The sequence below is a fragment of the Ruania halotolerans genome, assembly GCF_021049285.1.
Taxonomy (GTDB): Bacteria; Actinomycetota; Actinomycetes; order Actinomycetales; family Beutenbergiaceae; genus Ruania; species Ruania halotolerans.
The window spans coordinates 690,991-714,602 of sequence record NZ_CP088017.1 but is presented as its reverse complement, the minus strand read 5'-3'; the positions used below and the strand labels follow the sequence as shown (position 1 = coordinate 714,602).

23 protein-coding genes, 1 tRNA gene and 1 other RNA gene are annotated in these 23,612 nt (G+C 66.6%); 7 read left to right on the top strand and 18 right to left on the bottom strand.

Annotation, left to right across the window (positions count from 1 at the left end; genetic code table 11):
* Positions 1-108: 108 nt before the first annotated feature.
* From LQF10_RS03075 to LQF10_RS03060, 4 genes are all read right to left on the bottom strand, one after another.
* Positions 109-1,782: a glycoside hydrolase family 13 protein gene (locus LQF10_RS03075; RefSeq protein WP_231066036.1), complete on the bottom strand. Its 1,674-nt coding sequence runs from the start codon at positions 1,780-1,782 to the stop codon at positions 109-111.
* A gap of 79 nt (positions 1,783-1,861) precedes the next feature.
* A complete protein-coding gene (locus LQF10_RS03070; protein ID WP_231066035.1) occupies positions 1,862-2,746 on the bottom strand; it encodes a carbohydrate ABC transporter permease in 885 nt (294 codons plus the stop codon).
* Positions 2,746-3,681 carry a carbohydrate ABC transporter permease gene (locus LQF10_RS03065; protein WP_231066034.1) on the bottom strand — a complete coding sequence of 312 codons (936 nt, stop codon included), beginning with the start codon at positions 3,679-3,681 and terminating at the stop codon, positions 2,746-2,748. Before LQF10_RS03065 ends, LQF10_RS03070 begins: the two co-directional genes overlap by 1 nt.
* A 16-nt stretch (positions 3,682-3,697) precedes the next feature.
* Positions 3,698-4,975: an ABC transporter substrate-binding protein gene (locus tag LQF10_RS03060; RefSeq protein ID WP_231066033.1), complete on the bottom strand. Its 1,278-nt coding sequence runs from the start codon at positions 4,973-4,975 to the stop codon at positions 3,698-3,700.
* A 141-nt stretch (positions 4,976-5,116) separates the two neighbouring features.
* On the opposite strand from LQF10_RS03060, the gene LQF10_RS03055 reads away from it, so the two are divergent.
* Positions 5,117-6,343, top strand: a complete 1,227-nt coding sequence (locus LQF10_RS03055; protein ID WP_231066032.1) for an ROK family protein — start codon at positions 5,117-5,119, stop codon at positions 6,341-6,343.
* A 117-nt stretch (positions 6,344-6,460) separates the two neighbouring features.
* Here LQF10_RS03055 and LQF10_RS03050 read toward each other — a convergent pair whose 3' ends face one another.
* The 7 genes from LQF10_RS03050 to ffs form a co-directional block, all read right to left on the bottom strand.
* Positions 6,461-7,498 carry an aspartate-semialdehyde dehydrogenase gene (locus LQF10_RS03050; protein WP_231066031.1) on the bottom strand — a complete coding sequence of 346 codons (1,038 nt, stop codon included), beginning with the start codon at positions 7,496-7,498 and terminating at the stop codon, positions 6,461-6,463.
* Between the two features lies 1 nt (position 7,499).
* Positions 7,500-8,768, bottom strand: coding sequence for an aspartate kinase (locus LQF10_RS03045; RefSeq protein WP_231066030.1), 1,269 nt, complete (start codon positions 8,766-8,768; stop codon positions 7,500-7,502).
* A gap of 138 nt (positions 8,769-8,906) precedes the next feature.
* Entirely contained in the window at positions 8,907-9,698 is a 792-nt protein-coding gene (locus LQF10_RS03040; protein WP_435531443.1) for a TSUP family transporter, read from the bottom strand.
* 94 nt (positions 9,699-9,792) lie between these two features.
* Complete coding sequence (locus LQF10_RS03035) at positions 9,793-10,371, bottom strand: DUF5063 domain-containing protein (protein ID WP_231066028.1); 579 nt, start codon at positions 10,369-10,371, stop codon at positions 9,793-9,795.
* The gene (gene recR, locus LQF10_RS03030) at positions 10,364-10,969 is read right to left on the bottom strand and encodes a recombination mediator RecR (protein ID WP_231066027.1); all 606 of its coding nucleotides are present in this window, start codon (positions 10,967-10,969) and stop codon (positions 10,364-10,366) included. Before recR ends, LQF10_RS03035 begins: the two co-directional genes overlap by 8 nt.
* Complete coding sequence (locus LQF10_RS03025) at positions 10,966-13,497, bottom strand: DNA polymerase III subunit gamma and tau (protein WP_231066026.1); 2,532 nt, start codon at positions 13,495-13,497, stop codon at positions 10,966-10,968. The genes recR and LQF10_RS03025 overlap by 4 nt, the downstream gene beginning before the upstream one ends.
* A gap of 57 nt (positions 13,498-13,554) precedes the next feature.
* Positions 13,555-13,651, bottom strand: an RNA gene (gene ffs / locus LQF10_RS03020) — signal recognition particle sRNA small type.
* A gap of 108 nt (positions 13,652-13,759) precedes the next feature.
* Here ffs and LQF10_RS03015 point away from each other — a divergent pair.
* Positions 13,760-13,847 (top strand) — tRNA-Ser (locus tag LQF10_RS03015).
* A 516-nt stretch (positions 13,848-14,363) separates the two neighbouring features.
* Here the strand turns inward: LQF10_RS03015 and LQF10_RS03010 are convergent.
* Positions 14,364-14,984 carry a TetR/AcrR family transcriptional regulator gene (locus LQF10_RS03010; protein WP_231066025.1) on the bottom strand — a complete coding sequence of 207 codons (621 nt, stop codon included), beginning with the start codon at positions 14,982-14,984 and terminating at the stop codon, positions 14,364-14,366.
* 58 nt (positions 14,985-15,042) lie between these two features.
* Here LQF10_RS03010 and LQF10_RS03005 point away from each other — a divergent pair, with 58 nt between their 5' ends.
* The 5 genes from LQF10_RS03005 (at position 15,043) to LQF10_RS02985 (ending at position 17,639) form a co-directional block, all read left to right on the top strand.
* Entirely contained in the window at positions 15,043-15,450 is a 408-nt protein-coding gene (locus LQF10_RS03005; protein WP_231066024.1) for a RidA family protein, read from the top strand.
* A 153-nt stretch (positions 15,451-15,603) separates the two neighbouring features.
* Positions 15,604-15,897, top strand: a complete 294-nt coding sequence (locus LQF10_RS03000; RefSeq protein ID WP_231066023.1) for a type II toxin-antitoxin system VapB family antitoxin — start codon at positions 15,604-15,606, stop codon at positions 15,895-15,897.
* 53 nt (positions 15,898-15,950) lie between these two features.
* The gene (locus LQF10_RS02995; RefSeq protein ID WP_231066022.1) at positions 15,951-16,565 is read left to right on the top strand and encodes a LytR C-terminal domain-containing protein; all 615 of its coding nucleotides are present in this window, start codon (positions 15,951-15,953) and stop codon (positions 16,563-16,565) included.
* A gap of 1 nt (position 16,566) precedes the next feature.
* On the top strand, positions 16,567-16,902 hold the full coding sequence (locus LQF10_RS02990) for a DUF4190 domain-containing protein (protein WP_231066021.1): 336 nt from the start codon (positions 16,567-16,569) through the stop codon (positions 16,900-16,902).
* Positions 16,899-17,639 carry a glutamine amidotransferase gene (locus tag LQF10_RS02985; protein ID WP_435531428.1) on the top strand — a complete coding sequence of 247 codons (741 nt, stop codon included), beginning with the start codon at positions 16,899-16,901 and terminating at the stop codon, positions 17,637-17,639. The genes LQF10_RS02990 and LQF10_RS02985 overlap by 4 nt, the downstream gene beginning before the upstream one ends.
* A 36-nt stretch (positions 17,640-17,675) precedes the next feature.
* Here LQF10_RS02985 and LQF10_RS02980 read toward each other — a convergent pair whose 3' ends face one another.
* The 6 genes from LQF10_RS02980 to LQF10_RS02955 all read right to left on the bottom strand — a co-directional run bounded on the left by LQF10_RS02980 (position 17,676) and on the right by LQF10_RS02955 (position 23,596).
* On the bottom strand, positions 17,676-18,326 hold the full coding sequence (locus LQF10_RS02980; protein ID WP_231066020.1) for a TetR/AcrR family transcriptional regulator: 651 nt from the start codon (positions 18,324-18,326) through the stop codon (positions 17,676-17,678).
* Positions 18,327-18,472: 146 nt separating this feature from the next.
* Positions 18,473-20,266 (bottom strand): ABC transporter substrate-binding protein, encoded by a 1,794-nt coding sequence (locus tag LQF10_RS02975; RefSeq protein WP_231066019.1) that lies wholly within the window; start codon positions 20,264-20,266, stop codon positions 18,473-18,475.
* A 93-nt stretch (positions 20,267-20,359) separates the two neighbouring features.
* Entirely contained in the window at positions 20,360-21,067 is a 708-nt protein-coding gene (locus LQF10_RS02970; RefSeq protein WP_231066018.1) for a hypothetical protein, read from the bottom strand.
* 33 nt (positions 21,068-21,100) lie between these two features.
* A complete protein-coding gene (locus LQF10_RS02965; RefSeq protein WP_231066017.1) occupies positions 21,101-21,724 on the bottom strand; it encodes a hypothetical protein in 624 nt (207 codons plus the stop codon).
* Positions 21,721-22,374 (bottom strand): hypothetical protein, encoded by a 654-nt coding sequence (locus tag LQF10_RS02960; RefSeq protein ID WP_231066016.1) that lies wholly within the window; start codon positions 22,372-22,374, stop codon positions 21,721-21,723. The genes LQF10_RS02965 and LQF10_RS02960 overlap by 4 nt, the downstream gene beginning before the upstream one ends.
* A 13-nt stretch (positions 22,375-22,387) precedes the next feature.
* A complete protein-coding gene (locus LQF10_RS02955; RefSeq protein ID WP_231066015.1) occupies positions 22,388-23,596 on the bottom strand; it encodes a hypothetical protein in 1,209 nt (402 codons plus the stop codon).
* Positions 23,597-23,612: the final 16 nt, after the last annotated feature.

Below are 23,612 nucleotides of genomic sequence, written 5' to 3'. Positions count from 1 at the left end.
CATGCCCTGCAGCACTCTGGCCGAGCGCAAATCTGTGCGGCATTTTCCGAGCAGAAGCCGCACAGATTTGCGCTCGGCTGGTGAGGGTGGGGGCGGCAGGGGGTGGGGTCAGGACTGGCGGAGCCAGGCGGTGGTGGCGCCCGGAAGCTGGCCATCCGCCGTCAGGTCTGCGCTCGTCAGCAGGACCTCACCATGAGGGAGGCCGACGGCGGCCGATCCGAAGTTCGTCACGCTCACCCACCCATTCGGCCGGCGGAAGGCCAGGACCTGCTCGTCTCCAGTCTCGAGCCACTCCAGCCTCTCCTGCGTCTGCAACTCGCGGCGCAGCGCGAGCGCCTCCCGGTACAGCGTCAGCGTGGAACCGGGCACCCCGTCCTGCGCCTGTACCGAGGACGGCCCGAACCACTCAGGCTGCGGCAGGTCCGGGGCCGCGGAACCGAAGCCGAACGACGGACCTGCTGTGGTCCACGGCAGCGGCACCCGGCACCCGTCCCGGCCGATCTCGGCGCCTTCGGTGCGGAAGAACGTGGGATCCTGGCGCTGCTCGGCGGGGATATCAGCCACTTCGTGCAGTCCCAGCTCCTCCCCCTGGTACAGATAGGAGGATCCGGGCAGTGCGAGTTCGAGCATGGTCGCCGCCCGGGCCCGGCGCAGGCCGAGATCGGCATCGAGCACCGGTGCGGTGCCACCGCTGAGCAGCCAGGCGAGGCCGGCCTTTTGCTCGTCCTCACCACGCGGCGGAAGGCCGTACCGGGTGGCGTGGCGCACAACGTCATGGTTGGAGAACACCCACGTGGTGGATGAACCGGACCGCTCGGCAAGCTCCAGGTTGAAGGTGATCAGTTCGCGGAACTGCTCAGCGTCGAAGTCGGCCTCGAGGAGGTCGAAGTTGAACGCCTGCCCGAGCCCGTCCGCGCTGGCATACCGGGAGCGGCGATCGGCCTTCACCCATGCCTCGGCCACCGCCGTACGCGGCGGGTCATAGGAATTGAACACCTCACGCCACTCGGCATAGATCTCGTGGACCTCGTCGCGGTCCCACATCGGGTGATCGCCGTCCACCGGGATCGCATCGAGCTCAGCCTGGCTGGGCAACTCCTCGGGCAGATCCTTGGCGAGCCCGTGGGCCACATCCACGCGGAACCCGTCCACCCCGCGATCGGACCAGAAGCGCAGCGTGTGCAGGAAGTCCGCTCGGACCTCAGGATTGGCCCAGTTCAGGTCCGGCTGCTCCTTGGCGAAGAAGTGGTGATACCACTGCCCGTCCTCGACCTGGTGCCAGGCAGGTCCGCCGAATGTGGATCCCCAATCCGAGGGCGGCTCTGCGCCGTCGGTCCCCTTCCCGTCCCGGAAGATGTACCGGTCGCGTTCCGGCGACCCTTTCGGTGCTGCGAGAGCCGCCTGGAACCACTCGTGCCGGTCCGATGTGTGATTCGGGACCAGGTCCACGATCAACCGGATCCCGGCACTGTGCAGGGCAGTGACCATCTCGTCGAAGTCGGCCAGGGTGCCAAGCTTGGGATCGACGCCGCGGTAGTCATCCACGTCGTACCCGCCATCGGCCAGGGCCGAGGGATAGAACGGGCTCAACCACACGGCGTCGATGCCGAGAGCGCTCAGATAGGGCACCTTCTGCGTGATTCCGCGCAGATCACCCAGCCCGCTGCCGTCGGAATCGGCGAACGCTCGGGGGTAGATCTGGTAGACGGCGGCCTGCCGCCACCAGGTGGCGTCGGCAGAGAGCGCCGCAACGTCTGGCTCGCTGGCCACGGTATTCGTCATGGGGGTGGATCTTCCTTCTGCTCTTGGTGGGGATGACCGCGGAGTCCGCGGCACACTGGGCCGCCGGGGGTACTCGGGCCTACTTGATGGCACCCTGCGTCACGCCTGACATGACCCATCGCTGCGTGAACAGATAGACCACGATCGCAGGAGCCATGGACATCATGTACGAGGCGAACGCCACGTTGTAGTTGTTACTGAACTGCGTTTGGAAGATGCTCTGCAGCACCGGCAGCGTCTGCCACGAGGGGTCCGAAGTGATCAGCGACGGCATCATGAAGTCGTTCCAGGAGTGCAGGAACGCAAGGATCCCGACGGTGGCGCTCATCGGTGCCAGGAGGGGGAAAATGAGCCTCCAGAATGCCTGCCGGGTGGTCGCTCCGTCCAGTCGGGCGCTCTCCTCCAGCTCCTCGGGGATCGAGCGCAGGAATGCGGTGAACAGCAGCGTGCTGAAGGAGAGCTGGAACATCACATGCAGGAGTGCGACCCCCACGGGGTTGTCCAGCCCGACCATCCCGGTGAGCTTGACCTGCGAGAGCGCGAGCACCGGGAACGGCAGGAACATCGCGCCGAGCAGGTAGAAGAACGCATAGCGGAACACGCGATGCTCCCAGTTGCGCGAGATCGCATAGGAAGCCATCGCGCTGAGGATGATCACCCCCACCACGGTGACGGCCGAGACGAACAGAGAGACGGCGAACCCGCGCGGGAAGTTCGTCATCAGCCACGCCTGCACGAGGCCGGCGACGCTGGCCGGGCTCGGCAGGGAGAAGGCGTTCCCGTCGACCGCCTGTGCGGTCGTCTTGAAGGCCATGGAGACCGTCACCAGGAGCGGAACGAGCACGGCCAGGGAGGCAATTGTCAGCATCACCGTGGCAGGGATGTTTGCTCGCTCGCGGCCTTCCTTGCGCTTTCGCGGGGCTGGCTGTGTTGAGGTCGTCGATTGAACCGCGTTCGTAGTCATCAGACGGACACCTTCCCGCGGGTCAACCGCAGCTGAAGCATCGCCAGGGCAACGGCGATGAGGAAGAACACGACGGCGTTAGCCATCTGGTAGGCGTAGTCGCCACCGGTGAAGCCCGAGAAGATCGTCATCGCCACACTCCGTGTGGCAGTTCCCGGGCCGCCGTCGGTGAGGCCGACGATGATGTCGTAGGCGTTCAGATAGTTCTTGAAGCCGAGCACCATGTTGATGAGTACGTAGCCGGCCACCAGCGGAAGCGTGATGGTGAACAACTGGCGCGAAGGTGAGGCCCCGTCCAGCGATGCTGCTTCGTAGACCTCACCAGGGATGGCCACGATCCCGGCGATATAGATGAGCATCGTGGCGGGGATCGCCTGCCAGGCCGTGACCAGCACAATCGCGATCCAGGCCAGGTCCGGGTTGGCCAGAATGCTCTGCGCCAGCACATCGGAGCCGATCGCGGCGCCGAGTCGAGGCAGTGAGTTGGAGAAGAGGAAGTTGAAGACGAAGGCGATGATGATTCCGGAGACCACCATGGGCAGCACGAAGACCGTCCGCAGCGCTGCCTTCCCGCGGATCTTCGACGTCAGCCCGATCGCCAGCAGGAAGGCCACCGCGTTCACCACGATCACCGTGACGAGCGCGAAGCCGATCGTGAATCCGTACGAGGCGCGAATCGCCGGGTCAGAGAACATGGCGATGTAGTTGATCAGGCCCACGAACTCGAACTCACCGAAGCCGATCGAGTTGGTGAAGCTGTAGAAGATGCCCATCACTGCAGGCAGCGTGATCACGAGCGTGAACAGCACCAGTGACGGCAGAAGAAACAGGTAGAAGGTCCGGTCCACCGGACGTCGTGGGCGCGACTGCGGAGCCGATGCGCGGCCCGTGACCGCGGCCTTGCGGCCCGTGCGCGAGAGTGCAGGGATTGCCATGGCAGTCCTTTCGAGATCAGGAACGGAACGCGAGGCGCGCCCAGTCGGCATCGAGCGTGCGCAGGATCTGGTCCGGGTCGGAACCGGTCACGAGCGCTTGGGCGTAGTTGTGCACCGGGATCGACTGCGGGATGAGTTGCGTGGCCCCGAGGTAGAACGCGGCGTCGTCGTAAAAGGACTGCAACTCTTGCAGGGTGGGGTTGGTGACGTCGGGGGCGTCTGTGGTCACTCCGAACCCGTTCGCGAATTCGTTGTAGGCATCGATGATCTCGGGCTGCATGAGGTAGGTCAGCAACTCTCGCGCTTCGGCCTGGTGGGAGGACATCTCCGGGATCCACAGCGCGAGGTCCACGTTCACCCGCACGCGCAGATCGTCGGCACTGTCGGTCATCGGTAACGGGAAGGCACCCACGTCCATCGACTCGTTCGTCTTGGCGATCTCCGTCAGCGCCCAGGGTCCCTGCAGGTACATGGCTGCCTCCCCGCCTGCGAAGGCCAGGTTGCCGTCGCCATAGCCCCGGCTCGCGGCGTCATCGTTCGAGTACGAGGCGAGGGTCAGCATGCGCTGGACCGGCTCGGCGAAGTCCTTCTGGAATGAGACGGGCGAATCCGGTCCCACCTCAGTGCCCTGTTCGGCCAGCTGGGTGAAGAATCCGGAGACGTCCACCATGCCGCCGACGCAGTAGTCGAGGAGTCCCTGACCTACGGTCCACGGGTCGGCGAAGGTGGAGTAGATCGGCGTCACGCCGGCCTCGCTCAGGGTCTCGCAGATCTCGATCAGCTCGTCCCAGGTGGTGGGCACCTCGAGCCGGTGCTCGGCGAAAATCTCCCTGTTGTACAGCACCGAGGCCATCATCAGCGAGTACGGCAGCACACTGGTCCGGCCGGGGTAGTTGGCCGTGAGTTCGACGAGAGGCTGCAAGTCAGGGTTGATCCGACCGGCCGCCGGGAGGTCGCTGAGGTCGGAAAGGGCCCCTCGATCCACGAATCGCGCCACTTCGAAGTTGTAGTTGAGGCAGCCGAGATCCGGAGGTGAACTACGCACGAAGCCGCCTGAGAGGTTCGAGGTGGAGTCGTGCCTCACACGGACGCCCGGGTGCTCCGTCCCGAACTGATGCACCAGGTCACCGAAGTACGGAATCACCTCAGGCTTGGACTGATAGAAGGTGATCTCCGCGGCTTCGGCACTGGAACCGCACCCACCGAGCGTGAGCCCGGCACTCGCGAGGCCGGCTCCGGCCAGGAACGATCTGCGGGACAGGCCCGGCGGTGGCGATGAGCAAGAGGTAGGCACGTCATTGTCTCCTTGGCTGCCAGCAGCCCGACGTGGTGCGACTGTGCGCCTGCCGGGCGAGATGAAGTTGCTGCGTCATCTAAATCTAGTTACTAGATTTATTTGCCTGATCATGGCCCAGATCTCGGATACAGTCAAGGGGTGACCTCAACCGCCGTCGTGAGTTCGTCGCAGGTGCTGCGGCGCGCGAATGCGGCCGCGGTGCTCCACACTGCGTGGGACGGAGTCCCTTTCACTGCGAGTGACGTGATCGCCACCACGGGTCTCACCCGCTCGACTGTGCTCGGCCTGTGTGACGACCTGGCTACCAGCGGTTGGATCATCGAACTCGCCGATGCACGTAGTGCTGGCGCCTACAGCAAAGGACGGCCGGCCCGCCGGTACGCGTTCAACGCCGCCGCCGGCTACGTGGTGGGTGTGGATGCCGGCTGGCACCGAGTGACCGCTTCGGTGGCTGACCTGGCTGGTGCCGAACATGGGACTGCCGAGCGTGTGCTTTCGGAGCAGCAGACCGATCCGGCGTTGCGGCGCACCACAGTGCTGGCGACCGTCGAGGAGGCGCTCGAGCACGCAGGCGTCTCACCAGAAGCCGTGCTGGTCCTTGTGGCCGGTGTGCCAGCACCCACTGATGCACGCGGCGCGTCGCCGGCGAATCACGACTTCTGGACGCGAATGAACCCCGGGCTCGGTGATGTCCTCGCGCACCCCGGCCGAACGGTCGTGGTCGAGAATGACGCCAACCTCGCGGCCGTAGCCGAGGGAGCGGTGGGGGCAGGCCGCGGGTTGACCTCCTTCGGCGTGCTGCTCTCCGGTGAACGGTTCGGTTCGGGGCTGATCGTCGACGGTGAGTTACTGCGCGGCCGAACCGGTGGCGCGGGTGAGCTACGCCTGCTGGATCTCGTGGAGGGCGTGGGCGGGCCGGAAGGACTGGGCTACGTGGCCCGTGACATGGTGCGCGAGGCCGTGTCGGCAGGTACCGTGCCACGCGATTCCGCGTTGCTGCGCGCGGGTCGCGAGGGTCCGGATGCCGAACACGTCTTCGCGGCAGCGCTGAACGGGGATGCAGTGGCCACCGAGATCGTGGCACGACTGGCGGATCGGTTGGCGCGGGTGTGTGCGGTGATCGCGACCATGCTCGATCTGGAACGGATCGTCGTAGCCGGAGCCATCGCGCCCGCCTCCGAACCGGTGGTCACGCAGGCGACCACTCTGCTCGAGGAGTACACCCATCCACCATTCCCGACCATCGTCGCCTCGGAGTTGGGGGCGGATGTGGTCCGCACGGGCGCGCTGCATCGCGCCCTCGCCCTGGTGCGCGCGAACCCGCTGAGCTTCACCCTCCCCATCACGACGCCACCGCGCCAATGAGAAATCGCTCGTCGATGGGCTGTGATGAACAGCCGCATCGACGAGCGATCCGGTCGATGGCCGCGTGGTGTGCAGCCTGGACCTGGACTGGACGTCGAGTCCGGATCCAGGAGCCTGCTACTGCTTGGCGGCGATCAGTTCGGCGATCTGGATGGCGTTCAGCGCCGCACCCTTGCGCAGGTTGTCGCTGGAGATGAACAGCGCGAGGCCACGCCCCTCCGGCACACCCGGGTCCTGACGGATCCGGCCCACGAAGGTGGGGTCCTGACCGGCGGCGAGCAACGGCGTCGGCACATCGGCCACCCGCACACCAGGCGCCTCGGCGAGGATCTCCTCAGCCCGGGCGGGTGCGATCGGCCGCTCGAACTCGGCGTTGATCGAGAGCGAGTGACCGGTGAAGACCGGGACACGGACGGAGGTACCCGAGACGAGTAGCTCCGGCAGGCCCAGAATCTTGCGGGACTCGTTGCGCAGTTTCTGATCCTCGTCGGTCTCTCCGGAGCCGTCGTCAACCAGATTTCCGGCAAGGGCCACCACGTTGTACGCGATGGGGGCGACATACTTGACCGGGTCCGGGAAGCGCACGGCGGATCCGTCGTGGGTGAGCCCAGCGATGTCCTGGTCCGCGGTGCCGCGGACCTGACCCTCGAGTTCTTCCACTCCGGCGAGACCGCTACCGGAGACGGCCTGGTACGTGGAGACGATCAGGCGCTGCAGGCCTGCCTCCGCGTGCAGCGCCTTGAGGGCCGGCATCGCCGCCATGGTGGTGCAGTTCGGATTGGCGATGATGCCCTTGCGCGCATCGTCGATGGTCTCCGGGTTCACTTCGGACACCACGAGCGGTACGTCCGGGTCCATCCGCCACGCCGAGGAGTTGTCCACGACGACGGCCCCCGCCTCGGCAAAGCGAGGCGCCTGGGCCTTCGAGGTGGATCCCCCGGCGGAGAAGAGCGCCACGTCGAGACCGCTCAGGTCCGCAGTGGAGGCGTCTTCGACCACGACCTGCTCACCCTTGAACTCCAGGGTGGTGCCGGCCGAACGCGCCGAGGCAAAGAAGCGGACGCTGTCTGCCGGGAAGTTCCGTTCGACGAGCAGGCGCCGCATGACGGCACCGACCTGCCCGGTGGCGCCGACAACTCCGATGTTCAGTCCCATGTCAGCGCCCCGATCCGCCGTAGACCACGGCCTCGACCTCGGCCGCGTCCAGCCCGAACGCGGAGTGCACGGCCCGTACTGCCTCGTCGAGGTCCTCACTGCGGGTGACCACCGAGATGCGGATCTCCGAGGTGGAGATCATTTCGATGTTGATCCCGGCGTCCCGCAGGGCAGCGAAGAGCTGCGCCGAGACACCCGGATGCGAACGCATGCCCGCACCCACCAGGGAGAGCTTGCCCACGCCGTCGTCGTACTGGACCTCCTGGTAGCCGTACTCGTTCGCAAGTGCAGCAAGCGCAGCGCGCGCGGCTTCCCCCTGCTCGTGCGGCAGGGTGAAGGAGATGTCCGTGACGCCCGAGTGATGCGCGGAGACGTTCTGGACGATCATGTCGATGTTGACGCCGGCGGCGGCCACGGCCTCGAAGAGCTGCGCGGCACTGCCGGGCACGTCCGGAACGCCGAGCACCGTGATCTTGGCCTGGGACCGATCGTGAGCGACGCCGGAGATGAGCGGTTGTTCCATGGATCCTTCTTCTTCGTTGTCGGTGACGAGAGTGCCGTCATGCGCGGAGAATGAGGAGCGCACGTGGATCGGAACCTGATAGCGGCGCGCGTACTCAACGGCCCGCAGGTGCAGGATCTTCGCGCCGTGCGCGGCCATCTCGAGCGTTTCTTCCATGCTGATCCGGTTGATCCGGCGGGCGGTGGGGACGATCCGCGGATCGGCCGTGAACAGGCCGTCCACGTCGGTGAAGATCTCGCACACCGAGGCGTTCAGTGCGGCCGCGAGCGCCACTGCGGTGGTGTCGGACCCGCCTCGACCGAGTGTGGTGACGTCGTTCGTCTCCTCGGTCACGCCCTGGAAGCCGGCGACGATCGCGACCGCATCACGAGCCAGGGTCTCCTGAATACGGCTCGGGCTGACGTCGACGATGCGGGCGTTCCCGTGCGAGGTGTCGGTGATCATGCCTGCCTGCTGCCCGGTGAACGCCTGCGCATCCACACCGAGCTCATGGATGGCCATCGCGAGCAGGGCCATGGAGATCCGCTCACCTGCCGTCAGCAGGATGTCCATCTCACGCGACGGCGGGGCGGAGCTGATCTTCTCGGCCAGGTCGAGCAGTTCGTCGGTGGTGTCGCCCATGGCGGAGACCACCACCACGACATCGTTCCCGGCCTGCTTCGTTTCGGTGATCCGTCTGGCGACGCGCTGGATACTGTCGGCATCAGCGACGGAGGATCCGCCGAACTTCTGGACAATGAGTGCCACTGGGCGCTCCGGGGGGTAGAGAACTGGACAATCAATGGTAAAGGCCGTCCAGGGAACCGGTGGCGGCCCGTCCGGATCTCGATATGACTCACCTCACAGTAGCCCTGGCCGGACGCCGTGGCGACGTGCGGTCCGTCGTCACCGGCCGTGGACGACGTCCCAGGTGAGCTTGACGATCAGCACCGCCACCACGATCACGAAGGCGATCCGGATGAATCGGCTCCCCCGTGCCACTGCCGTGCGGGCGCCGAGGTAGGCGCCGAACATGTTCGCGAGGCCGACCACGAGCCCGATCCCCCACAGCACCGCACCGTGGGGAACAAAGAAGGCGAGCGCCCCGAGGTTGGTGGCGAAGTTCACGATCTTGGCCAATGCGGTGGCTGGGAGGAATGCATATCCGAGCACGCTGACCAGACCGATCACCAGGAAGCTCCCGGTGCCCGGGCCGAGCAGCCCGTCATAGGCGCCGATCACCGCGCCCACGAGCATCGCCATGCCGTAGTGGTGATTGCCGGACCAGCGCAGCGCAGTATCCGCGCCGACCTTCGGCTTGGCCACGGTGTAGATCGCCACGGCGATCAGCACCGCGATGATGATCGGCTTGAAGGCCTCGGCCGGGATGTTCGCAGCGAGCGCCGCTCCCCCGACGGCGGCCATCAGCGCCGCGATCGCCATCGGCGCCGCCGTGCGCAGGTCGGGGTGGACGCGCCGGTAGTAGGTGATCGAGCTCGTGGAGGTGCCCATGATGGAGCCGACCTTGTTCGTGGCGAGCGCCTGCACCGGGCTGATCCCCGGCACGAGCAGCAGTGCGGGGAGTTGGATCAGGCCGCCCCCGCCGACCACTGCATCCACGAATCCTGCGGCGAGGCCCGCGAGGGCAAGGAGAAACAGGGTCCAGACGGTGATCTCCAGGCCCGCTGAGCCGGGCAGGGTGAGCGAGGCGTCGAGGAACGCGAGTTCGGGCACGCGGTGAGTCTTCCACTCTCACGCCCCCGGCCCGAATCGCGTCAGGGCGTGGGCGGTGTCACGGGCCCGCGTGCAGGGCGTCGAACTCGGCCTCCCCCGCCACGTCCGGGTCCACATCGAGTCGCAGGTGCGCGATTAGGCCGAGCAGCACACGGGTGGCGCTGGCGGCTCGCTCGCCCCAGTCGGAGAGGTAGGAGAACTGCCACCACCACAGGGCCTCAGAGGGGTGCCCGGCGCGGTGGTGCTTCAGACCCACCATGAGCGCCTGGGCGACATCGGCGAGGTCGTTGCTCAGGCAACCGAGACTGACGTCAGCAGACACCAGCGGGTCGGAGACCTCGTGGTATTCATCGATCCCCTCGAGCAGGTTCGCGAGGGAGAGCCGGATCGGCTCAACGTCAGGGTCCGGGCCGTCGTCGGGCTCGAACCGCGCCGCCGGCACCACATCGACGATCGCCCCCAAGCGTGCCCCGGCGGCGGTGAGATCGGAGACGGCGAGCAGCAGGAGCGGGATCGCCGCCTCGGGGCTAGCTCCCGAGGCCACCTCACGGACGGTCTCCAGATAACGCTCGGACACTCCGGCAGTGGCGGTGCCCAACACTCGCAGGTCAGAGTCCAGGTCCAGCTGCTCAGACATCGATGCTCCTCCGCCCCTCGAATGCGCGGCCGAGGGTGATCTCGTCCGCGTACTCCAAGTCTCCACCCACGGGCAGGCCGGAGGCGAGTCGGGAGACGATCAGGCCCATCGGGCGCAGCATCCGGGTGAGGTAGGTGGCCGTGGCCTCACCTTCCACATTCGGGTCTGTGGCGATGATGATCTCCTCCACCTCGCCGTCGGCAAGGCGCGTCATCAGCTCGCGGATGCGTAGATCGTCCGGGCCGACACCGTCGATGGGATTGATGGCGCCACCGAGCACGTGGTAGCGGCCGCGGAACTCGCGGGTGCGCTCAATGGCCACCACGTCCTTGGCCTCTTCCACCACGCACAGCAGGGCGGGGTTGCGGCGTGGGTCGCGGCAGATGCGGCAGCGCGGCTCTTCGGCGACGTTGCCGCAGACCTCGCAGAATCGAACCCGCGCCTTCACCTCGGTGAGCGCGGTGGCGAGACGCTGCACGCGCTCGGTATCGGCGGAGAGAATGTGGAACGCGATGCGCTGGGCGCTCTTGGGGCCGACCCCGGGGAGCTGGCCGAGTTCGTCGATCAGCTCCTGCACCACGCCGTCGTAGGCGTTCATTGCTCACTCCCGTCGGGATGTTCGACGATCTCGTCGATCACAGTTCCCCCCAGCAGGCGGGCCACCAGCGGTGCTCCCACCAGCCCGGTCGATTCGATATCGGGGTCGTCCGGATCTGGGACGTCCTCGTCGAACGCCGACGGCGGCCCATCCGTGGCCGGCGGCATCTCACCTGCCGTGTCTGGTCTGGGGGCAGAGGTGGTCGCCTGCCGTGCGGCCTCGAACGCCTGCTCGCGAGCGGAGGCCCCGGGCGAGGTTGCAGTGGCTGAGCCACTGGGGGCGTAGGGGTCCTCCGGCGGTTCGGCCAGGGGGACGTCGTCACGTCCCGCGGCCGGATCCGGCGGCAGCTCGGGCCAGTCGTCCTCCGGCTGCGGCGTCGGCGGGATCGGCTCGCGTCCAGCGGCAGGGCGGGCGGTTTTCCAGTCCGCGCTGGGCTGTGCAGAGTCAGGCTGTGCAGAGTCAGGGAGTGCAACGGAGGCAGCGGCGACCGGATCACCCGCTGGGTCACCCTCCGCATCAGAGGCGTCGTCCGCCTCGGAAGTATCGGGCCCGGGCTCATCCCACGGGGGCCCACTCGTGCCCTGTGGAGGCGTCGATGGTCGCGCCGTCGGCTCCTTCGGCGGCTGTGCCGCGCGTGATGGCGACCCTCCCGGTGCGCCCCAGTCCGCAGATGCGGCAGGAGGCGCGACAGGCCGGGCCGACGATGCCGGGGCGGTACTGGTGGCAGATCCGTCAACCACGGTCGGCTCGATCCGGACGGTCAGCCCCAGAGTTTCCTGAAGGGCGCGGGCGAGGAAGTCGGAGTGCGGGCCGTTGCGGAACGTCGAGGCAAGGCCGGAGGTCGAGAATCCGAGCGTGAGCGAGGAGGCCGTAACGTCGACGACCTGGGCGTCCTGGGAGATGAGCGCCCAGGTGGTCCGTTTGACCCGTGCGAGCGTTTCCAGCACTTCGGGCCAACGTCGCCGCACCTGATCGGCGGTCATGTCTGCACTGGTCTGCGCCTCCGGATTCGGCTGCGGCTCGGGTACGTGCGCCGTGGGCGGCGCCGGCGAGAGGGGATCCTCAGGCGCCTCTCGTCCGACCTCATGCTCGGGCATGGGCACGTGATCGGCAGCGACGTCCGGCGACGATGCGCTAGGCGGGCTCGATTCAGCTGCGGCTGGCATTGGTTCGGGGGCTGCTGTGGCTGGAGCCGCTTCAGCGGGTACCGGTGCTGCTTCAGCGGGTGCTGGCGCTGAGGTTGCTTCGGCGGGTGCTGGCGCTGAGGTTGCTTCAGCGGGTGCTGGCGGCGAGGCGGGTTCGGTCGCGGCGTCTGGGCGCTGCGCCGGCGGCGCTGGCGCAGCCGAGCGCGGCGCAGCCTGTGCGGTGCCGGTCACGGCGCTTTCGAGGCGATCCAGCCGTGCCCCGAAACCTTCCGCGGCGTCGTCGGCTGCGGGGAGCAACAGGCGAGCACAGAGCAGTTCGAGCTGGAGTCGAGGTGAGGTGGCTCCGGACATTTCCGTCAGCGCCTCGTTCACCAGGTCCGCGCTCCGCGAAAGGGTGTGCTCACCGAGGTGCGCGGCCTGGGTCCGCATCCGCTCGAGTTGGTCCATGGGTACCGCGCGCAGCACTGTCTGAGCGTTCTCGCCGGCCGCGCGCACCACGATGAGGTCGCGGAGTCGCTCCAACAGGTCCTCAACGAACCGGCGGGGCGAATGGCCTGTACCGATCACGCGGTCCACCACCCGGAACAAGCTGCCGCCATCTCGGGCGGCCAGAGCGTCCACGGTGTCGTCAAGGAGCGTCGCGTGGGTGAACCCCAGCAGGGCGACGGCACGCTCATAGCCGACTGCGCCGTCGGACGCCCCCGCGATGAGCTGATCGAGCACGGAGAGCGAATCACGCACCGACCCGCCCCCAGCACGGACAACAAGCGGTAGCACTCCCGAATCCACGGTGACCTGCTCGGCCGTGGCGAGGGTCTCCAGGTAGCCGGTGAGCTGGTCTGGTGGGACCAGGCGGAACGGATAGTGGTGCGTGCGGGAGCGGATCGTCCCGATCACCTTCTCCGGTTCCGTGGTGGCGAAGACGAACTTCACGTGCGCTGGAGGTTCCTCCACCAGCTTGAGCAGGGCGTTGAAGCCCTGCGGGGTGACCATGTGCGCCTCATCAATGATGAACACCTTGTAACGATCGCGCGCCGGAGCGAAGGCCGCTCGTTCGCGCAGCTCGCGGGCGTCGTCCACGCCACCGTGAGACGCCGCGTCCATTTCCACCACATCGAGTGAACCGGGCCCGCCGCGGGCGAGTTCGGTGCAACTGTCACACCGGCCGCACGGGGTTGAGGTGGGGCCTTCGGCGCAGTTCAGGCACCGCGCGAGGATCCGTGCCGAGGTGGTCTTCCCGCACCCGCGGGGGCCGGAGAAGAGGTAGGCGTGCGTGATCCGATCGTTCTCAAGCGCGGCCATCAATGGCGTGGTGACGTGCTCCTGACCGATCACGTCGGCGAACGTCTCGGGCCGGTAGCGGCGGTACAACGCAGTGCTCACCCGACTCACAATAGGCGCCCGCACCGACATCGTGCCCAGAGGATCCATGTCCGGACATGAAAGGACCCCTCGCGCACCCGCCAGAGCCCGCCTGCCCTTGCTGCCTTCCGGCCCTGGGGGAGTTCAGCGAGATGACGCCACACGAGGGGTCTGAGACCACTGTACCGCTCACCTTCGAGTGCCCGGCACGGGGAGGTGTCGGCGTCGTCACAGCCAGCGAGTTCGCCTGGCCACTCCCGAGCCGCTACCCTGGACGACGCCTGGAGGATTCGCCTAGTGGCCTATGGCGCACGCTTGGAAAGCGTGTTGGGTGCAAGCCCTCGGGGGTTCGAATCCCCCATCCTCCGCCACGTGTCAGAGCCCCAGCCATGCATTTCGGCTGGGGCTCTGACCCGTATTGGACGCTGTGGGATTCGGGAGGAGGAGCGAGGGACGAGCGACGACGGCTCCCCCATCCTCCGCCACGTGTCAGAGCCCCAGCCATGCATTTCGGCTGGGGCTCTGACCCGTATTGGACGCTGTGGGATTCGGGAGGAGGAGCGAGGGACGAGCGACGACGGCTCCCCCATCCTCCGCCAGACGCAGAAGCCCTCAGCCACGCATTTCGGTTGGGGGCTTCTGCGCCTCTCGGACACTGTGGATTCGGGAGCATGCCGCAGCGGAGCGAGGACATGCGGCTCCCCCATCCTCCGCCTGCGCGAGCGCGTCGAGACGCACGCCCCCCGGGGCGCGATGGCGCGCTTCACTCCCCAAGCCACCGCGGCCGGCCGCGGCTCCTTCCGCTTCCAAAAGCTCCGCCACACCGCCCTGACCTAGTTGCGCGCGCCAAGGAGCGACCTCGCCGACCTCGAGACCACCGTCGCATGTCACCGCGAAGCCCCACGTGACCACCCGTTGAGCATGGAGCGTTCGGCCATCTCAGGTTCGTCTCCGGCGGCTCGATAGAGGTGTACCAGTCCTGTGGTCACGATGGGCTCGATCCGCTCGAAGGACAGCACGCCGGTCACGAGAAGCATGCAGGCGCCATGGCCGAACAGCCACAGTTCGTTCGCCAGCGATCGGGCATCGGTGGTGCGTTCGAAACGTTGAGATTCAATGGCTCGTTGAGCTGCGCCAACGAGATAAGCAAGAGTGGCATCGGCCGCTCTGCGGTCCGGCAACGGCAGCGAACCGTCGAACATCAGCGCATAGAGATCGGGGCTGCCTTTGGCCGACTCCAGATACGCGGCTCCGGCGGCAGCTAGGTCACTGACGGCGTCATCGGTCGGAGACAGTTCCGCGAGGCGATCGGCAAGTCGAGTAAAGCCCTCCTGACGCACGGCGCCAAGCAGTCCTGACATCCCGTCGAAATAGGTGTAGACGGCCATGGTCGATACCCCCAGCCCAGCGACCAGGCTGCGCAGGCTGATCTTCTCCCGGCGAGCGAGCATCCCTGCGGCTCGCTCGATCAGCTGACGGCGGACTTCGGGGCGAGCGGGTCGGACCACTTGACGATTCTATAGCGCCGCTATGGAATTAGCTCACTACTCACCACCGGAGGTCGCCATGCCCGTTCAGCTGCTCAATCCACCCACCCTGCCCCAGCCCGAGGTCTATGCCCAGGCATCGATCGCCGAAGGGTCCAGGCTGGTCTTCATTTCCGGCCAAGTCGCGCGGAATGCGCAGGGCCACCCGGTGGGCGCGGGCGACCTCGCGGCGCAGACGGAACAGGCGTACTCAAATGTGCATGAAGCCGTGACCGCCGCGGGCGGATCCTTCGCCGACATCGCCAAACTGACGATCTACGTCGTCGACTGGGCACCAGAGAAGATGGCGCAACTCGGCGAGGGCGCCCAACGTGCGGCAGAGCGCTTGGGTCTCGACCTCGTTCGCCCGATCACCCTCGTGGGCATCGCGGCCCTCGGCGAGCCTGACCTGTTGATCGAAGTCGAGGCCGTCGCCGTCCTCCCCTGAACACCTGATCGCTGGTCCAGCACACCGGCGGCGGGCGAACGGCGCAGCGGCGGCCATCCGGAGTCCGGACCCGGATCCACCTTTGGGTGGAGGTGCACCGGTCCACCTCTGGATGGAGGCGCATCCGTAGTGGGCTCACCTAGGATCATCTCTGTGATCTTCAAGTCCGTCGGCGACGACCGCCCGTACCCCGACCACGGGCGCCATCGCACCCGGGACTGGGCCGAGATCCCACCGCGTCAGGTTCGATTGGACGAGTTGGTGACCACCAAAGCCACGCTCGATCTGCACAGTCTCCTCTCCGAAGATTCCACCTTCTACGGCGACCTGTTCGCGCACGTCGTGCAATGGCGCGGGGCGCTCTACCTTGAGGACGGGTTGCATCGGGCGTTGCGCGCCGCGTTGCAACAGCGCAATCTTTTGCATGCTCGCGTCCTGGAGTTGTGATGCGTGCACTGTCATCTTCTGACCTGTCCGCCGAAGTCCGTTAGGTTCTCTCTGTGAGCACCCCAGCCAAGGCACGAGCCGCCCGACGCCGTCACCTGCAGCAGCGCCAGACGGTCATCTTCGGCACGCTCATCGCCGCGATGCTCGTGGTCGGCCTGGCAGCTGGGGCAGTATGGGTGGGAATCCTCCCCTCTCCGGTGAGCATCGCAATCAGCGAACCCGAGTCCACAGAGAGCGACGATGCCGGCCCATGCCCACCGGACGGTGCAACATACGTCCCGCTCACGGAGATCTCCGCGAACGTCCTCAATGGCACCTCACGGTCCGGGCTTGCGGCGGATACATCGGCCGAGTTGGGAGAACGTGGCGTCGCGGTCGGTCGCCAGGCCAATGCCGAGTCCCCGTTCGCGGGAGTCGTCCGCATCGTCTCCGGCCCGGAGGGCCTGGCCGCCGCGTATACCGCAGGAGTTCTTTTCACCGATCCACGGATCGAGGTCGACTCCCGCACCGACGAGACGATCGATGTGATCCTCGGGTCCTCCTACGAGGCTCTGCGCTCGGCTGACGAGATCGACATCGACCCGGAGGTGGAGATTCCGATCCCCCAGGGGTGCACGCCGCTGCCGACACCGGAACCGACTGACGAGTCCAGCTCGGCTGAGGAATGAGATGAGTCTCGAGCAGGAGCACCGGGGGGCCTCACCCTTCGTGAACTCCTACACGCTCCCCCTGCCCGACCCGGTCGCCACCTTTTCCGGGCCCGGTTACCACAGCTCACCGGCGCCTATGTCTGGTTTCGCGATCGCCGCATTCGTTCTCGGACTCCTGGGCGTGCCCACCTTCGCCCTCGGCTTCGGCGGCGTGATCTTCGGCATCGTGGCTCTGCGACACATCCGCCGGACCAACGTCCGCGGCCTCGGGCTGGCGACCACCGGACTCGTGATCGGCGCCCTGGCCGTGACCACCTGGTCGCTCATCCTCGCGGCATTCTGGCTGTTCGGATGACGATGAAGCCCTTCCTCCTGCTGGCCACACGCGCAGAGGATGCTGCCGCTGCCGCCGAGCACTCAGCATTTCTTCGCTACGGAAATCTGACCGAGGGCGAGCTCGTCCGGCATCGACTCGAACGTGACCCGCTGCCCGCACTCGACCTGGACGAGTACTCCGGTGTGATCGTCGGAGGAAGCCCTTTCAACGCCTCCGACGCCGACGAGCTGAAATCACCGGTACAGCACCGCGTGGAGACAGAACTCAGCGCTCTCCTGGACGAGATCATCGAGCGCGACTTCCCGTTCCTTGGCGCGTGCTATGGCGTGGCCACATTGGGTGTGCACCGGGGCGGCGTGGTGGACACCACGTACGGCGAAGTCGTCGGCGCCACCAGTATCACCCTCACGGCGGAGGGGCGCGCGGATCCGATCCTCGACGGCGTCCCGGATCATTTCCAGGCGTTCGTCGGCCACAAGGAGGCGTGCACCGTACTGCCGGCTGACGCGACCCTTCTCGCCACGTCCGCCACGTGCCCGGTGCAGATGTTCCGGGTGGGCGCCAATGTGTACGCCACGCAGTTCCACCCTGAGCTCGATTCAGATGGACTACTCACGCGGATCGCGGTCTATGACCGGCACGGCTACTACCCAAGCGGTGCGATGGAGGAGATCGCCGAGGCCGCACGCCACGCCGACGTCTCGCTCGCACCGCGGGTGCTCAGCAACTTCACCAGGCGGCACCGGCGCGCGTAGGTTCCGATCTCCGCCAACGGCCGTTCCCCGGGCCGTTCAGGCGCTCACTCGCAACGACGCGCGCTGCAGGAGGCCCCCTCGATCGGGATCGGTATCGAAGTGCGCACCATTGGTCGAGCGCGCCATCGGGAGCAGGACGTGGCGCCAGATCTGCCGCAGGAAGTCGCCCACGGCCTGGGCATCCGAGGGTGCGTCGATCGCGAAATCGAGCATGGCCACGCCCACAGTGACGCGCACCACCACCAGCGCCCGCACCTCCTCATCCGCACTGGGTTTGAGCAAGTCCGCCGCGAGGCCCGAGGCGATCATCCGCCTGGTGTGGTCCACCGAGATCGTCAGCAACTGCTGACACATCTGTGAGCCCTCCGCAAACGCTCGCATGCAGTAATGCACGCAGCGCACGAGCATCGCTGGATCATCGATCAGCCGCTGCTGCAGTGCACGGGCATCGAAGGCCTGCGGCAGGTCCTGCTCGACCAGCTCGAGGACGTATGCGTCACACTCCTGGCGCAGGCGGGCCTTGGATCCGTAGTAGTGGGTGATGAGCCCTGCCGTCACTCCTGCCCGCGTCGCGATGGCGCGGAGACCGACGTCGAAGCCGTCCTCGGCGAAGGCCGCAAGCGCGGCAACAAGGATCCGCTGTCTGGTTGTTGCGGCGACAGATTCGCCCTTCTCGGATTCCTCCATGGCGCACTGCTTCCTTTCGACTCACCCCCCGGTAATGTCTCCAGTTACTTCAACGAACAGCACGGGCCACACGGTCCAGAACGTCGCCGTCGTTATTCTATCGTGATCTGCTGGTGCTTCGTTCAGCGCACTCCCTCGCGTCCGGGTCACTCCTGTGGAGCGGTCCAGTCGACCGCACGGGAGGTGAGGGATGCGCTCGGCCCCGGCTGCGGCGGAGGTATCTCAATGCCGCGGCCAGACACAGTCGCGACGATGTCCATCGCCAACGGCATCGCGATCGCCTCGGCCACGATGGACGCCTCGATCTGAACGCGAAGATCGCGCGCTTCGTAGTGGTCCGCGGTGTGCTCGAGCTCGGCGATCATGGCATCCCGGTCGTCATCGGCGGTACCGCTCCAGTTCGCGGCACCGTCAGTGCCCCATTGCGCGGCAATGTCCGCGGGTGACTCCGGGATGGGGATACGAGTGAGTACGGCGTCCCAGTCGTCCTCTCCGAGCGCAGGGCCGACGTCGTCAGTGCCACAATCACGCACGTCCCAGCCGGCTTCGCTCACCCCGGCCCGCAAGGCGCGGTAGGCGTTAGCGGCGTACTCCTCGCCGGAGTCGAACAACAGGCACACGCGTGCTCCGTTCTCAACCCCGGCCGCCTCACGATCGGCAATCGCCTCGTCCTCCGACCGCGTGAAGGCGGCTTCGAATCCGGCGTCCTCGCGAGCGATCTGGTGCCCGTCCGTGTTAGGCGGGAACAACAGCACGCTCGTGGCCTCCTGCTCTGAGGACCACGGCCCCGCGCCAGCGCCGGCCACCTCCCGGTGCGGCACGGCGCGTAGGAAGGCTTCACGCGCGCTCTGCCAGGCGAACTCCCCCCGATCGGTGCGCAGGACCAGCGCCCAGTAGGCGCCGGTATGACTGGTGGAGAATCCATAGTCGAGGCGTTCGAGCTGGTCGATCGTCTCCCGGTTCTGCGCTGTCGGTGGAACCTGCACGACGTCGAGCGTTTCACCCACGTACGTCAGTGGGTCGGAGACGGTGGTCTGGGTAAGCTCAAGGCGTTCGTACTCGGGTGTGGGGAACCCGGTGTACTCCGGGTTCACGACCAGGCTCACGTGCTGCGCATCGGGTCGGCTCTGGTCCACCTGATCCACGCGGTAGGGCCCGCTGGAGAGGAGCAGCTCCTCCGGAATCGCGCTGCCGTCGCCATCACCGAGCTCGAATCCGGAGTTCCACACCCGCGCGATCGTGGCCAGCCGGCTGGTGTCCGCCTCCACGATCGCGGAGATGACGGCCTGTTTGGCCTCCATGGGGTCCTCGATCTCAAACGCGAGCTGTCCCACCACATGAGCAGGGACCGCGACGTCCACTGCCCTCTGCCAGTCGACCACGGGCTCGGGGTAGGTGACCTCGATCCACCGGGCGAACTCGTCGTACTCGGGGATCTCGGAACTCTCGGCCAGACCCGTGCGGCGTGAATCGAACCACGGCGTGCCCGCCGGCACATCGACCGTGCCATCGTCAGCGGTGACCTCAGCCGAATCGAACTCCTCTGGTGCGAGGGCGTTCGATCCCGCTGCCCAGGCGAGCAGGAGATCTGCCGCGTCCACGGGAGTACCGTCCGACCACTGAGGTTCGGCGAGGTCATATCGGACCGTGAATCCCTCGGGCGCGGTGACCTCGACAGTGCCGAAGCTCTCGTCGATCACGTCCACGCCCTCGACCGACTCGGCAAACTGGGAACGCGTGAGCGCCGCAACGTCCTCGTTGCCTGCGGTGTGACCACCGGAACTCGCCACGTTCGTGCTGGTCAGCTGCTGCGACCAGCCGATCGTGACGGTCGTGCCGACGATGACCGTGTTCGGAAGTGCCGGGCCGCCACATGCGGTGAGCGCGAGAGCCACCACACCACCGGCGACGGCTCGTGGCTTACGGCTGCTGCGCAACACGCGATGTCTCCCCCACACGTGCGATTCTCGACGTCGTCCTCCCTTGGGCCTCCGACGACGCCACCATTCGGGATGAGGGGCGAGCACACATGCTCACTCTCCTGGCGCCCGGTCGAGCTGGTGCCACGTTCCCAGTGGCATGTTCTTCAACTGCTGGCGCGAACCCTCGCTCAACTCCTGCGTCAGACCGCGCTCCTCGAGCACAGCCAGCACTCTCTGGCGTGCCGCCAGGTATCGCCGGTCCTTCATCGGATCGATGCTCCAGCGGCGACGCCCGACCGTCCGAGATCTCGAGGCGGCCAGCAGCACGATGACAGCCACCAAGCCACCCAGCGCAGCCACGATCGTGAGCGCGCCAAGGCCACCGACCTCGCCCCGCCCGACCAAGAGAATGAGCGTCGCACCCGAGCCGGTCAAGGCGGTGCACCCGGCGGCGAGGACGTCCCAGGGCCCACGGCGCCGGCCGTCACTCCACCACACTGCGAGCACGGTCATGAGTGCCACCAAGGAGACCAGGAAGGCAATCCGGGCAAGGCTGAGCCACGAGTCACTGCCGATGCCACTCGCCGCACTGGAACCCAAGGCGATAGCGGCGAGCCCGATTGCACCGGCTCCGTACACCGCGATCGCCACGAGCAGGACGATCGCCTTGAGAATCGCCCGCCCTACCTGACCCTGCTCATCCTCCAACGGTGGCGGACGTCGATCGAGGATGGCGTCCTCGACAGCACCCCAGCGGATCGGGAACGGGAAATGTGCGGTGCGCGCCCACTCCTCGACGGACTCACTTGACTGACCCACGGATCTCCTTGAATGTGCTGACGGCCAGTCCCATCATGACGGATGGGGTGCTCGCCAACGCAGAGTGGATACGCACGAGTCGAAGAGCACGCGCATCGAGTCGAGCCATGGGTCGTCCGGCGCCGTCTCCGGCTTGCGTGCGAAAGCCACCATCAGCTGCAGCGCACGGCGGCGCTTCGCACCGGGAACGGGCGTCAGGTAGACCACGGAGTGGCTGATCAGCGTGTCGGTGCCGATTCGCACCGTCTTCTCCTTCTCCGCCCGCAACGTGCGCTTGTCTCCGAAGAGCGGGGTGGCTCCGTGGTCGCGAAACAGCGTTCGGGCGACATCGTCGAGGGATCTGCCCGGCTCCGCGGTGAGGATGGAAGCGTTGATCGATGATGGGACGAAAAGCGTGTCCGGTCCGGGATCGGTCGCCGAGAAGAAGGCGAGGACCCCTCCGCGACGCATATCGTCGAAGGACTGCTCCATCAACGTCTTCATCTGTGCGTACATGTCTGGCCGGTGCGCCTGCATGAGTCGCTGCTTCAGGTCGGAGAGCATGCTCTGCAGCGTCGCATCGTCAGGTTCACGCCGTGACCAGCCCGGCGGCAGGTCCAGCTCGAATTCGGGGTCCGGGCGCACGCCCAGGTCCTGTCGCAGGCTTGTCGTGCTCACCGGTCCTCCTCAATCTGCCACGGGGGATCCTCCACAATGCCCGACGGTGCCCTCGACCGGAACGACGCGCCCTCCGGGCCGACCAAGCGGATGGACTCCATCAACGCCACCAGCCCGGGCAGCGCGAGTGCGACGAGGGCGGCAACTGACTCGTTGATACTGAGCATCAGCGTGGTCTCACCATCATCGAAGACCAGGTGCACCGAGGCAGTCTCGATGGAGACACCATCGCGATCGACGGTTCCCCGGATCGAACACTGCAGCCCCGGGCCGATGTGTGGTGCCTCAATTGCGTGCACCACGGCGTCCAGTTCGGTCCATCGAGGGGCGTCAGCACGTGCCAGGATCGTGATGTGACAGGTCACTGCCGCGGGAGCCCGGGTCGGCCACACCTGGAAGATCCCGTGTGATGGTGAGGTGGACCGCACCTCCAGTGCCTCGCGGAGGATCGGAAGCACATCCTCGGGCCCAAGTTCGGCACCGTCGAGGCCGGCCGTACCGATCGCGGTGGGCAACTCGTCCAAGCAGGCGGCGAGCCATGCCGACTCCTCGGTGGCGCTCATCCCTGCCGGCACATAGAACCAGCCTGGGATCTGCAGATCGTCCACGACGTCCACAGTCCAAGGTGTGTGCACTGCGGAAGCAGTCATCACCTCTCCCCTCTCACAGACCCACGCCTACCCAGCCAGGAGTCTTCGGCAGGTCCGGCAGTGGCGTCAACTGCGTCGCAGATGCTGCCCGACCGTAGTGGCCGAGCACATTCCCGGCCGTACTCAGGCCGAAGTCGAGGGCAGCCAGGTTGCGCACCGAGTTGAAGTACCGCACCGGATCGTTGACCTGATAGAAGGCCCGGTGGGACGCCCAGACATCGTCGAATCCCTTGCCGCCGGTGAGCAGCTTGGTGATTCCAGCCCTGGCTCCCCCGCTGCGCCACAAGCCCACCAGACTGTCGTCGGCGACCTGGAAGACGGGCCCTTTCAGCTTGGCGAAGTTGCCGAGCATGCCCTTACCCACGGACGCGAATGCCGCCTTGTTGAAATGCAGGGCCTTGGTGAGATTCGCGAGTTTCCCGACCGGCAGCACACCGAGGGCCGCCAGGCCCACATCGAGGAGACTCGCATTCCCTTCGGAGTACTCGTAGAGGGTGACGGCGAGGTACGCGAGACCCGCGAGCAGGGCGAGCGCTGCGAGGATCGGACCGCCGATGATCAGTGCCGCGATGCCGAGGATCAACGAGGCCCAGCTCAGGAAACCCTTGATGAAGTCGCCCCAGTTGTCCCAGAAGCTGTCCTTGATCGAATCGGCCATCTCGTCGCCGATGTTCTCGACCGCTTCGTCGTAGGCCGTCTCCCACGTGTCGTAGTCGTTGTCGAAGGCGATCGCCTCGGACTCCCACGCCTCGTATGCTTCCCGCTTGGCGGCGTCCTCCTCAGCCTGCTGCTCTGCCTCCGGGCTGTCCTCGTCGGGCTGATTCCACCCGCCGGTCCCGCGCGGCATGGCCATCGTGCCGTAAGGCGGCAACGAGACGAACGTGCTCCACAACGTTTCACACTCGTCGGCATGAGCGTCAATCTTTGGCTTGACGTCCGCGAGCGCATCGCCGTAGGTCCGGATCACGGGTCCGACGGGCTCGTAGAGGGCGGCCGCTTCGCTCAGCACCTGATGGGATTCGCCGATCGATTCGCGTAGCTTGTCGATCGCTTTGCCCTGCTGGTCAGTGGCGCGGTTCTTGATGCTCTCAAGGACCCCGGCACTCTCCCGCATCTGCCCGCCGAGGGTCTCGATGGCAGTTCCGCGGTCGATGATCTCCTGCGCGTTCCCCTCGACATGCTGGATCGTCCGGTAGCGCGGTGACGGCGGCATGAATGTCATCGACGTGTTCCTTCGT

What these genes read in the sequence shown, in the direction of transcription:
- LQF10_RS02985 (WP_435531428.1), top strand. Translation starts at nt 16,899, where the DNA reads ATGACGATGAAGCCCTTCCTCCTGCTGGCCACACGCGCAGAGGATGCT.
- LQF10_RS03075 (WP_231066036.1), bottom strand. Translation starts at nt 1,782, where the DNA reads ATGACGAATACCGTGGCCAGCGAGCCAGACGTTGCGGCGCTCTCTGCC.
- LQF10_RS03050 (WP_231066031.1), bottom strand. Translation starts at nt 7,498, where the DNA reads ATGGGACTGAACATCGGAGTTGTCGGCGCCACCGGGCAGGTCGGTGCC.
- LQF10_RS02960 (WP_231066016.1), bottom strand. Translation starts at nt 22,374, where the DNA reads ATGACTGCTTCCGCAGTGCACACACCTTGGACTGTGGACGTCGTGGAC.
- LQF10_RS03065 (WP_231066034.1), bottom strand. Translation starts at nt 3,681, where the DNA reads ATGGCAATCCCTGCACTCTCGCGCACGGGCCGCAAGGCCGCGGTCACG.
- LQF10_RS02990 (WP_231066021.1), top strand. Translation starts at nt 16,567, where the DNA reads ATGAGTCTCGAGCAGGAGCACCGGGGGGCCTCACCCTTCGTGAACTCC.
- recR (WP_231066027.1), bottom strand. Translation starts at nt 10,969, where the DNA reads ATGAACGCCTACGACGGCGTGGTGCAGGAGCTGATCGACGAACTCGGC.
- LQF10_RS03070 (WP_231066035.1), bottom strand. Translation starts at nt 2,746, where the DNA reads ATGACTACGAACGCGGTTCAATCGACGACCTCAACACAGCCAGCCCCG.
- LQF10_RS02955 (WP_231066015.1), bottom strand. Translation starts at nt 23,596, where the DNA reads ATGACATTCATGCCGCCGTCACCGCGCTACCGGACGATCCAGCATGTC.
- LQF10_RS03005 (WP_231066024.1), top strand. Translation starts at nt 15,043, where the DNA reads ATGCCCGTTCAGCTGCTCAATCCACCCACCCTGCCCCAGCCCGAGGTC.
- LQF10_RS03035 (WP_231066028.1), bottom strand. Translation starts at nt 10,371, where the DNA reads ATGTCTGAGCAGCTGGACCTGGACTCTGACCTGCGAGTGTTGGGCACC.
- LQF10_RS02980 (WP_231066020.1), bottom strand. Translation starts at nt 18,326, where the DNA reads ATGGAGGAATCCGAGAAGGGCGAATCTGTCGCCGCAACAACCAGACAG.